Source organism: Bacillus sp. FSL M8-0166, assembly GCF_038008825.1.
Taxonomy (GTDB): Bacteria; Bacillota; Bacilli; order Bacillales; family Bacillaceae; genus Bacillus; species Bacillus safensis.
Genome location: NZ_JBBOZZ010000001.1, coordinates 102,318 through 115,129 on the forward strand (window position 1 = coordinate 102,318; position 12,812 = coordinate 115,129).

General features: G+C 42.3%; 12 protein-coding genes. 9 read left to right on the top strand and 3 right to left on the bottom strand.

Annotated elements, in window-relative coordinates; genetic code table 11:
• Window positions 1–8: 8 nt before the first annotated feature.
• From NSS92_RS00635 to ccpA, 9 genes are all read left to right on the top strand, one after another.
• Window positions 9–821, top strand: coding sequence for a DUF1444 domain-containing protein (locus NSS92_RS00635; protein WP_340866734.1), 813 nt, complete (start codon window positions 9–11; stop codon window positions 819–821).
• 16 nt (window positions 822–837) lie between these two features.
• Entirely contained in the window at window positions 838–1,443 is a 606-nt protein-coding gene (gene ytpR / locus NSS92_RS00640) for a YtpR family tRNA-binding protein (RefSeq protein ID WP_267588106.1), read from the top strand.
• Window positions 1,444–1,638: 195 nt separating this feature from the next.
• On the top strand, window positions 1,639–4,371 hold the full coding sequence (locus NSS92_RS00645) for a DNA translocase FtsK (protein ID WP_340866735.1): 2,733 nt from the start codon (window positions 1,639–1,641) through the stop codon (window positions 4,369–4,371).
• Between the two features lie 303 nt (window positions 4,372–4,674).
• Window positions 4,675–5,973, top strand: a complete 1,299-nt coding sequence (gene murC / locus NSS92_RS00650) for a UDP-N-acetylmuramate--L-alanine ligase (protein ID WP_095409305.1) — start codon at window positions 4,675–4,677, stop codon at window positions 5,971–5,973.
• Between the two features lie 225 nt (window positions 5,974–6,198).
• On the top strand, window positions 6,199–6,618 hold the full coding sequence (locus NSS92_RS00655) for a DUF948 domain-containing protein (protein WP_012010919.1): 420 nt from the start codon (window positions 6,199–6,201) through the stop codon (window positions 6,616–6,618).
• Between the two features lie 26 nt (window positions 6,619–6,644).
• A complete protein-coding gene (locus NSS92_RS00660) occupies window positions 6,645–7,115 on the top strand; it encodes a YtxH domain-containing protein (protein WP_034279523.1) in 471 nt (156 codons plus the stop codon).
• A gap of 33 nt (window positions 7,116–7,148) precedes the next feature.
• On the top strand, window positions 7,149–7,472 hold the full coding sequence (gene ytxJ, locus NSS92_RS00665; RefSeq protein WP_163114909.1) for a bacillithiol system redox-active protein YtxJ: 324 nt from the start codon (window positions 7,149–7,151) through the stop codon (window positions 7,470–7,472).
• 218 nt (window positions 7,473–7,690) lie between these two features.
• Window positions 7,691–8,767 (top strand): bifunctional 3-deoxy-7-phosphoheptulonate synthase/chorismate mutase, encoded by a 1,077-nt coding sequence (locus tag NSS92_RS00670; protein ID WP_034279528.1) that lies wholly within the window; start codon window positions 7,691–7,693, stop codon window positions 8,765–8,767.
• A 452-nt stretch (window positions 8,768–9,219) separates the two neighbouring features.
• On the top strand, window positions 9,220–10,221 hold the full coding sequence (gene ccpA, locus NSS92_RS00675) for a catabolite control protein A (protein ID WP_034279529.1): 1,002 nt from the start codon (window positions 9,220–9,222) through the stop codon (window positions 10,219–10,221).
• Between the two features lie 43 nt (window positions 10,222–10,264).
• On the opposite strand, the gene NSS92_RS00680 is transcribed toward ccpA, so the two are convergent.
• The 3 genes from NSS92_RS00680 to NSS92_RS00690 are packed head-to-tail and all read right to left on the bottom strand — an operon-like array spanning window position 10,265 to window position 12,739.
• Window positions 10,265–11,425: an acetoin utilization protein AcuC gene (locus NSS92_RS00680; protein WP_251216359.1), complete on the bottom strand. Its 1,161-nt coding sequence runs from the start codon at window positions 11,423–11,425 to the stop codon at window positions 10,265–10,267.
• Window positions 11,422–12,063, bottom strand: a complete 642-nt coding sequence (locus NSS92_RS00685; protein WP_095409302.1) for a CBS and ACT domain-containing protein — start codon at window positions 12,061–12,063, stop codon at window positions 11,422–11,424. Before NSS92_RS00685 ends, NSS92_RS00680 begins: the two co-directional genes overlap by 4 nt.
• A gap of 43 nt (window positions 12,064–12,106) precedes the next feature.
• Window positions 12,107–12,739, bottom strand: coding sequence for a GNAT family N-acetyltransferase (locus NSS92_RS00690; RefSeq protein ID WP_039180674.1), 633 nt, complete (start codon window positions 12,737–12,739; stop codon window positions 12,107–12,109).
• Between the last annotated feature and the right edge of the window lie 73 nt (window positions 12,740–12,812).

A 12,812-nucleotide genomic window follows, 5' to 3' on the forward strand; every position in this document is an offset into this window, starting at 1 on the left:
CTAAAACGATGGCAAAAATGACATCAAGACAGCTTGCGAATGAACTCAAAAGCCGTCTGACGAACAACAGCTGGTCACACGAGTTTGACCGGGAAAAAGATACGCTTCGTATTGAAGATAAACAAACAGGCAAAGGCATCACACTAGAGCTCCCGCCAATTATTGCAAAGTGGGAAGTAAAGCCTGATGAAACAATCGATGAGATTGTTTATTATGTGAAAGAAGCGCTTAGTGCCATGAAAGGCGAAGCGCAGCACATCTCAGGAAAAGAAAAGCAGATCTATCCGGTGATTCGTTCTACTTCCTTTCCTGAGGCATCAAGTGATGGGATTCCGCTCGTGTTTGATGAGCATACAGCAGAAACGAGAATCTACTATGCACTTGATCTTGGAAGCACCTACCGATTAATTGATGAAAAGATGCTTCAAAAGGAAAACTGGACAAAAGAGCGAATCAGAGAAACCGCAAGCTTCAACGTCCGTTCGCTTGAAACTGTAGTGAAAATGGATGAAGTGGCAGGCAACCGGTTTTATTTCTTCCGTGCAAATGACGGGTATGACGCCAGCAGACTTTTAAATGAATCGTTATTACAAGAATACGCGCAAAAAATAGAAGGGCAGATGGCGATTTCTGTTCCCCATCAAGATGTATTCATCATTGCAGATGTTCGCAATGATTCAGGCTATGATATTTTAGGACAGATGTCGATGAGCTTCTTCGCCAGCGGCACGGTTCCGATTACCGCATTGTCATTTTTATATGATGAGGGTAAGCTCGAACCGATCTTTATACTTGCAAAAAGCAGACCAAAACAGCAGTAGAAGGGAATTTTGAAGAATGAACGTTTTTTATAATGCAGAAGGTGTAGGCGACACACTCCTTATCTCATTGAAAGATGTAACGAGAGAAGAAGTAGGTCATGAGACGTTTGGAGATGTTGTACGAATCTTCAATCAAGAAACAAAAGAAACAACAGGCTTTAATATCTTCAATGCATCCACTTACATGAAAATTGAAGAAAACGGATCTGTCCCGCTTTCTGAAACCCTTGTTCAAGATATCAATGAAATTTTAAACCGCAACGGTGTCAGTGAAACGTTGACTGTGGATCTATCACCAAAATTTGTTGTCGGCTATGTGAAGGAAAAAGAAAAGCATCCGAATGCAGATAAATTAAACATTTGCCAAGTCGATGTGGGCGATGAAACCTTACAAATCGTGTGCGGTGCACCAAACGTTGACCAAGGCCAATATGTCGTGGTTGCGAAGGTCGGTGCAGTGATGCCAAGCGGTATGGTCATCAAAGATGCTGAGCTAAGAGGCGTTCCATCAAGCGGCATGATCTGTTCAGCGAAAGAGTTAGATCTTCCAGACGCACCTGCTGAAAAAGGGATTCTTGTTTTAGATGGAAGCCGCCAAGCTGGCGAACCCTTTAAAGCTTAACCTCCCATAAACGGGCACATAGGAGCGAAGAATGTGTTATACCAAAAGTCACTAAGTACGTACTTAGTGACTTTTTTTCATCTACAACAGCATGAACAGCATAAAGCGGCACTTTTCTCGCTTTTCTGCATGAAAAAGCAATGGTATACTAAAAATCGCCCAAGAAAACGTAAGGGGAGTTAAAGTGAGTGATAAATGATGAGTTGGTTAGATAAATTTTTTAGTGTATTTTTAGGAGAAGAAAAGAAAGAAGAAAAAGCTACAAGACCTGAAGAAGATCTAGCTGCACCAAAGCAGCCAGCTTTTGAACAGCATAAAGAATATAAAAAAATCGAAGATACGAAAGTGTATTATGAATATCCAAAAGGCAACTTTCGCTTTCCTCTCGTTCCAGATGAACCTCAGCGTGATGGAGTGAAGCAGGAGAGAAGACGCGTGAAACCAAGCCAGCCAAAGGCAAAGCAGACAACCTATCAGCCTAAACAAACGCTTCAGCCTGATATGAATAAAAAGCCTTTCAAACCAGAGCAAATTCCATCACCGATCTATGGCTATCATCAGGATATGCGTCCAAAAAGGGCAGATGCAAAAGAAGAAGCAGCTTCAGTTCAAAGGAAAGCAGCAGAAGAAACGGCGCAGCGTGTCACACTGTTATCAGAAGAGGCAGAGCGTGAACGGAATGTCAGGCAGCAAATGAACATCCCGTCTATACAGAAAGAAAAACGTATCAAGGAAATGGTTTCAGCGTCAGCAGAAGAGAGAACGGACAAAGAGCCAGCAGTAACCCCGCATATATTGCAAGAGGAACTCGCTTATCAAGATCATGTTCAATCGACGATGGAACGTTTAACTGACGAGCCGTTCATCCAGCCAGAAGAAAATGAGCCAGAAGATCATCATGAAGCTGATTTACATAAGCAGCAAGCAGAAGTCTATCAGAAGCAGCAGGTTGAGTCTGAGCCGGAACAGGCTGCCTCAAGCAATGACGAAGAAATAAAAGGCGAGCCTGTCAATCAGTTTGAAGATCATACTGAGGAAATAGAGATGTTGACCTTCGAAACACCGGAACCTTCACAGCCTGCAATTGAAATGGAAGTAGACATTCCATCAGAAGAAGCGGTGTTAACAGAAAACATTTCAGCAGAACCGGTGGAAGAACTAGAAGCTGATCCACTAGACGACATACAAGAAGAAGCGCCAGCGGCAGCATTTGAAGAAGCTGGGCCAGTCAAACATGACCTGCAGGAAGATCAGCTGGTTCAAGAAGCTGAAATTGAAGAAGATCAAGTGATGCCAGTAGAACAAGTAACAGAGGAACAAACTGCATCTGAACCGGCAGAAACGCTCATAGAGCAGACAGAGCAGCAAGAACAAACGCACGAAGTCAAGAAAGAAGAACCAAAACAGACATCTCCGCAGCCACAACGCGCAAGCGGTCAAACCTCTACGGTTCCGTTTAATGTCATGATGTTAAAAAGCGATCAGCGCGTGCAAGGGCAAAAGAAAGCAGCCGATACACAAGGGTATGTTTTTCCAAGTCTCGCCCTTTTAGACGTACCGCCAGCTCAAAAAGAAGAGGACGGCACATGGGTGAAAGAGCGGGCTGAGCTGCTCAATGCGACGCTTAAAAATTTCAACGTAAGAGCAAGTGTGGTTCATGTCACACAGGGACCTTCTGTGACAAGGTTTGAAGTACATCCAGAACCAGGTGTCAAAGTGAACAAAATCACGAACCTGTCAGATGATATTAAACTTAGTTTGTCCGCAAAGGATATTCGAATTGAAGCACCGATTCCAGGAAAGAACACGATCGGGATCGAAGTGCCAAACCTGCACAGTAAAATGGTGTTCTTAAGAGAAATGATCAGAAGCAGTGTGTTTAGAGACAATCCATCTCCTTTAACAGCGGCACTCGGATTAGATATCTCAGGCCAGCCCGTCGTGGTTGATTTGCAAAAAATGCCGCATGGCTTAATTGCCGGAGCAACTGGTTCAGGAAAAAGCGTCTGCATTAATACGATTTTAGTGAGCCTAATGTTTAAAGCATCACCAGATGAAGTAAAAATGCTCTTAATTGACCCTAAAATGGTTGAATTAGCGCCGTATAATCACATTCCGCATCTTGTGAGTCCTGTCATTACGGATGCCAAGACAGCAACTGCTGCTCTGAAATGGGTAGTGGATGAAATGGAAAGACGCTATGAACTGTTTGCACACTCTGGCGTGAGAGAAATTAAACGATTCAATGAGCTTGTGAAAGAAAAACAAATGGGTGAAAAACTGCCTTATCTCGTCGTGGTGATCGATGAGCTGGCTGATTTAATGATGGTCGCCCCAAATGAAGTCGAAGAAAGCATCTGCCGAATTGCACAAAAAGCAAGAGCATGCGGCATTCACTTATTGATTGCGACACAAAGACCGTCTGTGGATGTCATTACAGGTCTCATTAAAGCCAATATCCCAACAAGAATTGCGTTTTCTGTTTCAAGTCAGGTTGATTCAAGAACCATTATTGACATGGCAGGTGCAGAAAAGCTTCTCGGAAAAGGAGACATGCTCTTCTTAGAAAATGGCTCCGGCAAGCCGACAAGGCTGCAAGGGAACTTTGTATCAGACCGTGAGATTGATCAAGTGGTAGCACATGTGAGAAAGCAGCGTAAGCCAGTGTTCCTTTTTGAACAGGAGGAACTAATGCTCCAAGGCTCTGCGATTACAGACGAAGATGAATTGTTTATGGATGCCTGCCGTTTTGCCATCGAGCAGAATAGCGCCAGCACATCAAGTTTGCAGCGAAGATTTAGAATTGGCTACAATCGTGCAGCCAGACTGATTGACATGATGGAGCGTGAGGGGATGATCTCTGGTGCGAAAGGCAGTAAGCCAAGAGAAGTGCTCATGACGCTGAGTGACTTAGAACAGTTGATCTAAACAAACCACTTCATTTTTTTTATAAACATGGTATGATAGCACATAGGTGCAATTTTGTAATTGGACGCTTTTCGCATGTCTGCCAGAACGCTTTTTTATGTAAAATAAGCGGAAGCAGGTGTTAGAAATGGGAAAGTTGTCGGATACTAATCATAGTTAATATTGATTAGAATAGGAAGATCGGAAAAAAATCTTTATTTGGAGCTGCGATCTGTGATCAGCTAGAGGCAAAAATCACAAGTTGCAAATTGAAATGAGCGTCATATACTGTAAGTCAGATAGACGTTTGTTGGAGGTACAATTATGACTGTTTATCATTTTGTTGGAATAAAAGGGACAGGTATGAGTCCACTGGCCCAAATTCTTCATGATACTGGGTATACTGTCCAAGGATCGGATATCGAAAAACATATCTTTACACAAAAAGCATTAGAAGAACGAAATATTAAAATTCTACCATTTGACCCAGATAATATTCAGCCAGGGATGACGGTCATCGCAGGAAATGCATTCCCTGATACACACCCTGAGATTGAACGTGCCCTTTCTGAAGGGATTCCTGTCATTCGTTACCATAAATTCCTTGGAGAATACATGGATTCATTCACAAACGTTGCGATTACTGGTGCTCATGGCAAAACATCGACAACAGGACTGCTTGCTCACGTCATGCAGGCAGCGAAACCAACTTCATACTTAATCGGTGATGGATCTGGAATGGGGAAAGAAAACAGTGAGTATTTTGTCTTTGAAGCATGCGAATACCGCAGGCATTTCCTCAGCTATCATCCAGACTATGCGATCATGACCAATATTGATTTTGATCACCCTGATTATTTCTCAGATATTAATGACGTGTTTGATGCGTTTCAAAACATGGCGCTTCAAGTGAAAAAAGCTATTATTGCCTGCGGTGATGATGAGCATCTGCCAAAGATTCAAGCGAAGGTACCTGTTGTGTACTACGGTTTCAACGAAGAAAATGATTTCCAGGCACGCAATGTTGTGAAAAATACGGAAGGCACCACATTTGATGTATTTGTACGCAATACGTTTTATGATACCTTCTACATTCCTGCCTACGGAAATCATAATGTCCTCAACTCGTTAGCTGTCATTGCATTATGTCACTATGAGTCCATTGATGTAGAGCTTATCAAAGGCGCATTAACGACATTTGGCGGTGTGAAACGACGCTTTAATGAAAAAGTGGTCGGTGAGCAGGTCTTAATTGACGATTATGCACATCACCCAACTGAAATTGAGGTCACGATTGAAGCAGCTCGCCAAAAATATCCGGACCGTGATATTGTGGCTGTCTTCCAGCCTCATACGTTCACTCGTACACAGCAATTCTTAAGTGAATTTGCTGACAGTCTAAAGAAAGCCGACTATGTCTACCTTTGTGATATTTTCGGTTCAGCCCGTGAAAACATTGGGAAGCTGAGCATTGAAGATTTACGAGAAAAAATCCCGCAGGCCCAATTGATTGAGGAAGAAGACACATCTGTGCTGAAAGCGCACGAAGATGCGATTCTGATCTTTATGGGAGCAGGAGACATTCAAAAATATTTGCGTGCTTATGAAAAAGTCGCTGTATAAATGCTTAAACGAAAAGTGCCGTGTTGAACGGCACTTTTTTTATTTTGAATAAAATGTGACAAATGGGCTAAATGTGTCAACATCTGCCGCTTTTTTTCGTTCGCTGTGGACAGGAATTAGCGAATAAGTGTAGAATTATTATTCAATCGGTCATTCTAGAAGATGTTTGAATGATACAACGAGAGGGTAATGAATTGAATATGCCCGCAGCAAAGGAGGTATCAGATGATTATTATTCTATATCTAAGCGTTGCACTGATCGCAATTGCTTTCCTCATTCTTGTCATCTATTTGTCCAAAACATTAAAATCCTTACAGCTGACATTAAAGAATGTTGCATCAACTTTAGAGGGTCTTGAAGGTCAGATGCAAGGCATCACCACAGAGACAGCACAGTTGCTACATAAGACGAATCAGCTTGCTGAAGATATTCAAGACAAATCAGCAAAACTAGGCACAGTTGTGGATGCGGTGCAGGGAATTGGCGGCTCGATCAACCAATTTAATACAAGCATAAAGCAGGCAGCTGGTGCGGTTTCTTCATCCGTTGAAAGAAATCAAGAAAAAGTGACGGATGTGGTAAGCTGGAGTAACGCAGCACTTGAAATTTATAAAAAATGGAAACAGCGTAAACACCAAAAATAAACCATATTCGCATAGGAGGAATAATCATGAGCAAAGACGGAATCAATAGCAAAGACTTTTTGATCGGAACACTTATTGGTGGAATTGTTGGTGCAACAACAGCATTATTTTTAGCACCGAAGTCAGGGAAAGAGCTTCGCGATGATTTGAACACCCAAGCGAATGCGTTAAAAGAAAAAACAGACCGGCTCACAACAGATGCAAAAGAAAAAGGCACTGAATATGTGACGATTGCGAAAGATAAAACATCTGAATTGTCTCAGCTTGTAGCAGAGCAGTCAAACCAGATTTTAGACAAAGTGAAAGACATAAAAGAGCGTGCGGCTGGAAAAGCTAATCACGTGAAAAATGAAGCAGAAGATGCGGCAGCGGATTTGGCAAGCGAAGCATCTGATGTAGCAGATGAAGCAAAAGTAAGAGCACAAGAAGCAAAATCAGAAATTGAAGACGGCATTAAAGATGTCAAAGAAAAAGTAGAGCAATCTACTAAAGGCTAACTCTCACTGCTCAAAGTGAAGAAGGAGAACATCATGTCAAAACAACTCATTGAAACAGAAGAACAGTTTGATCAACTAACGAATCAAGATGGGACCTTTGTCTTTTTTAAGCACAGTTTGACATGTCCGATCAGCCAAGCGGCTTTTCAAGAGTTTGAAGCATTTGCGTCAGCACATGAAGAGGTGCCAACGTATTTCTTGCAAATTCAAAACACGAGAGAGCTTTCATCCTATGTGGCTGAAAAATCGGGTGTAAAGCACGAAAGTCCTCAAGCACTCGTCTTTAGTGGTGGAAAAGTGAAGTGGCATGCATCCCACTCAAGCATTACAAAAGAAGCGCTTGAACATAATCTGTAAAAGAAACGTCAGCAGCGGCTGACGTTTTTTTTATAAAAAAAGGTTTACTTGAACGAAAAGTATGCTATAATCTTACATACAATACTTTACCGCTTAAAAGCGTTTGGGTAATAAAGAAAATTTTCGTGACAATTCCGAAATCTTTGTTTATAATAAACCCTATCATGAAAGAATGAAAAAATAAAAAGCGAGAGCAGGCAGAGGAAAGGATGACAAAAATGAGCAACAATGAACTAGAAAAATTGAGGCAGCAGGCAGATGAACTAAATCTTCAAATCTTAAAACTGATCAATGAAAGAGGAAACATTGTAAAAGAAATTGGAAAAGCGAAAGAAGCGCAAGGTGTCAACCGTTATGATCCTGTCAGAGAGCGCACAATGCTGAACCAAATTCTTGAAGAAAATGATGGACCATTTGAAAACTCAACGATTCAGCATATTTTCAAAGAGATTTTCAAAGCAGGTCTAGAGCTTCAAGAAGATGACCACAGCAAAGCACTTCTTGTTTCTCGTAAGAAAAAACCAGAAAACACAATCGTGAACATCAATGGGGAAGCGATCGGTGATGGAAAGCAGCGTTTCATCGTTGGACCATGTGCCGTTGAAAGCTACGAGCAAGTCGCAGAAGTAGCGGCAGCAGCGAAACAGCAGGGATTAAAACTACTTCGCGGAGGCGCATTTAAGCCTCGCACAAGTCCATACGACTTCCAAGGACTTGGTGTAGACGGTCTAAAGATTCTAAAGCGTGTAGCGGATGAATACGGTCTTGCTGTCATTAGTGAAATTGTCAATCCTGCTCATATTGAAGAAGCGATTGAGCATATCGATGTCATCCAAATTGGGGCACGTAACATGCAAAACTTCGAGCTATTAAAAGAAGCCGGTTCCGTGAAGAAACCAGTTCTTTTAAAACGCGGTCTTGCAGCGACCATTTCAGAATTCATCAATGCAGCTGAATACATCATCGCCCAAGGAAATGATCAAATCATCCTTTGCGAGCGCGGTATCCGCACATACGAAACAGCGACAAGAAATACACTAGATATCTCGGCAGTGCCAATCTTGAAACAAGAGACACATTTACCAGTCTTCGTTGATGTGACGCACTCAACTGGACGTAGAGATCTTCTCCTTCCAACAGCGAAAGCAGCTCTTGCGATTGGAGCAGACGGTGTCATGGCAGAAGTACATCCAGATCCATCTGTTGCACTGTCTGACTCAGCGCAGCAAATGGACATTCCACAATTCGAAAAATGGTTAGATGCGTTAAGACCACTTGTCAACATTCACGCGTAATCATAGATAGAAATAGCCGCCGGATGACTGCCCGGCGGTTTTTTTATGGAGAAAATACCATGAAGTTTGGGAATGAAAGGAAGAAAGCACATTGCAAGCCCAAAAAGTGCTTGTTCACAATGTTTTCATTTTTAAAATTCGATAGAATCTGCTAAGATCATTGTCATAGCTGGCGTTCTCGATGTTTTTTTGTGAAATATGATTCAAATTACAGGTAACAAGCTGATTAAAGTTTGTTTAATTTAGTTATAAAAAGAAAGGGAACGTTTTCATATGACAAAAAAACGTGTATAATTTCATAAAAGAATGTCATTTTGATGTAGATTGAAAAATTATGTGTCTCTTTTCATCGTTTTAATGACAAATAGGATATTATTTTCCTCGTATCTGACATGTCTCTATCCAATTGGTGAATGCTATAGATATGAAGTGTATTTGAAGGAGTGATTTATGTGAATAATGTTACAATATATGATGTAGCAAGAGAAGCAAATGTAAGTATGGCAACGGTATCACGCGTAGTAAATGGTAATCCAAACGTAAAACCAACAACAAGAAAAAAGGTGCTTGAAGCGATTGATCGCCTTGGCTATCGTCCGAATGCAGTGGCTCGAGGCCTAGCAAGTAAAAAAACAACGACAGTCGGGGTCATCATCCCTGATATTTCTAGTATCTTCTATTCGGAATTAGCACGCGGTATTGAAGACATCGCTACGATGTATAAATACAACATCATTTTGAGCAACTCAGATCAAAATACTGATAAAGAGCTTCATTTGTTAAATACGATGCTTGGCAAACAAGTAGACGGAATTGTCTTTATGGGCGGAAATATCACAGATGTGCATGTGGAAGAATTTAAGCGCTCTCCTGTGCCGATTGTTCTTGCAGCATCTGTTGAAGAGCAAGCTCAAACACCATCTGTCAACATCAACTATGAGCAGGCCATTTATGATTCAGTTCAGCTGCTAGTTGAAAAAGGACATAAACGAATTGCGTTTGTTTCTGGTCCAATGTCAGAACCAATTAATTCCGTGAGAAAGCTTGCAGGTTATAAGCGTGCGCTTGAAGAAGCGGGCATAGCGTTTGATGATACGCTCGTCGCTGAAGGCGATTACTCTTATGATTCTGGAATTGAAGCACTTGCTCATCTGCTTGAGCAGTCTGACAAGCCGACAGCTGTTATCGCAGCTACAGATGAAATGGCTCTAGGTGTCATTCATGGAGCACAAGACAGAGGGGTATCCATTCCTGAAGACTTAGAAGTGATTGGCTTTGATAACACAAGACTTTCTCTCATGGTGCGTCCTCAGCTGACAACAGTGGTACAGCCGACATATGATATTGGTGCTGTTGCGATGAGATTGCTCACAAAGCTGATGAACAAAGAACAAGTGGACGATCAAATTGTTGAGCTTCCGCACAGAATTGAAGAAAGACAATCAACGAAATAAAGCAAAAAAAGCAGGCTACCTTATGAGGGATAGCCTGCTTTTCTTATGCCTTTTTCTTTTCTCTTCTAACAGGCATAAGTGCTTTTTCTACTGTTTGTGCATTTTTTTCTGTGATTTCTGCTTTTCTTGGGATCGGTGGATATAAATCGTCAGGGTCTCTCCACGTGGATGGAAGGGTAACAGGCGATTGTTTATTCCATGCCTGAATCCAGTCCTGAGGCAGCTCAACTGGCGGTGTAATGCCTTTCATTTCAAGCCAAATGCGGCTCCACGCTCTTGGAACGACGCGCCAAATATCATATCCCCCTCCGCCAACAGCGATCCATTTGCCGTCACAATATTGATGCGCAAGCTCATGGGCAAGTCTAGGAATTTCCTCATATATTTTCATGGTGGCAGATAAATGAGTTAACGGATCATAGTAGTGTGCATCTGCCCCGTTTTGCGTCAAAATCACATCTGGTTTAAAAAAAGCAGCAATCTCAGTCACTGCTGTTCGATATGCTTCGAGGAACGACTCATCTTCCGTAAATGCATCTAGCGGAATATTATAAGCGTATCCATAGCCTTTATCGTGACCTCTTTCCTGTACTTGTCCGGTTCCAGGGAACAAGTAGCGTCCCGTTTCGTGAATGGACACCGTACATACTTCTGGGTCGTCATAGAAGCTGAACTGGACACCATCGCCGTGATGAGCATCCGTATCAATATATAAAATTCTAGCGCCATATGTCTTTTGAATATATTGAATCGCCACAGAGCTGTCATTATAAATACAAAAGCCAGATGCACGCCCTTTGAATCCATGGTGAAGCCCGCCGCCAAGATTGAGTGCATGCTGCGAATGACCGAGCATCACTTGATCAACCGCAGTTAATGTTCCGCCAACAAGGAGAGATGCCGCCTCATGCATGCCTGCGAACATCGGTGTATCTTCAGTGCCAAGACCGTATCGTTCACCCTCTGCTGTAGACAGCTTTCCTTCACTTGCCCGCTGCACAGCCTGGATATAATCTGCTGTATGGACGAGCTTTAATTCCTCCAGAGTAGCCATACGCGGTGCGACGATCTCATCCTCTGTTAACGCCTTCATTTTTTGAAGAAGATCATAAGTTAAGTAGACACGAAGCTGATTGAAGGGATGATCTTGGTTAAATTGGTACGTTTGAAAAGATGGTGAAAAAACAAAGGTCGCTTCCTTCATTTGATCGTCTGCTCCATAGGCCAGAGCACCTTATAGCCTTTTGCGCGAATCAGCTTCGTCACATGATCTGCATGAATGGTTTGAAGGCGGAATACGAGCACTTTAGAAGCCTCATTGGCATGCGGGTACACAAGCACACTCAGCATTTGAATATGCTGCTCCTTTAAAATGGCCGTAATATCTGCGAGGCCTTCTGTCATCTGCTCCACTTCAACCTCTAAGTGCGATCCAGGCTGATCTGCACCTGTCAGTCTTACAAAAGTACGAAGCAGATCTGTCTTTGTGATAATGCCTACAAGTTTTCCGCGTCTCACCACTGGAAGACAGCCAATTCCGTGCTCAAAAAAGACACTTGATATCTCCTCAACGAAATCAAGCGGGTGAGCAGTGATCGTCTCTAATACCATGATCTCTTCTACTGGCCGCTGAATAAAGAGCTTCCTTTTCTCTGTTTCAAAAATACTTGGACTGGCATTTTTAATATCCCGGTCTGTCACCATCCCAATGACAGATCCTTGATCAGATACGATCGGGATATGCCGGATGTGGTGTGCACTCATTTTTTGAATGGCTTCTTCAATCGTATCGGTTTTTCGCAGCGTGATCACATCACGCTCCATAATTTGTTCAATCATCATTGTTTACCAATCCCCTTTGCTTTGCCAAAAAACGAATTGAACGTTAATACATAAAACGCTGATGGAAGCGAAGACGATCGAAACGCTCGATCGAATCAGGACTCACATGTTTACCAATTCTGGCCATTAAACAATTGGCTGGATGTGAGCTGATCTCTGGCTCGTCTGTTGCAAACCAGACAAGACCGCCTGCGTTCATCATTTTTTCCATCATTTTGCGGTACTCCCAAACGTTTTTCTTTGTCCCCTTTAAATCCCAATGCCAGTAATATTCAGTTGTAATGATGATGTAATTCTCCATTTGCTCATCCATCATGCTCACATCAAGTAAATGCTTGCCAAGAGAGCACCCTCTAAATGGAGGAGCGACCTCAATCGCGCCAAGCTCAATTAAATTGTCCATTTTGCCCTCTGACCAGCGCTCAAGTGGATCAGGATACAAATACGTGACGTAGCCTACGACAAGCTCATTTACTCTTGCAATGATAATACGTCCTTCTGGAAGATCTGCTATTTCAACAAGTGCTTGTTTCTGTTCCTCAGGCGTGCGAAATGCCGTTAGTCCTTCATGAAATGTATAGTTCGCAAGCGCTGATGCAGGTACCGGTCCTTCAATCAGGATGGAACCTGTTTCTCGCTCAATTGTTTTTGAATAATAAGTTTTAGGATGCTCCACGTATCCACCGCCCCTAATTCTAGTGAGTCGTCTCTATTCTATCTTAAATCTTGCAAGATTTAAAACGGTTTCA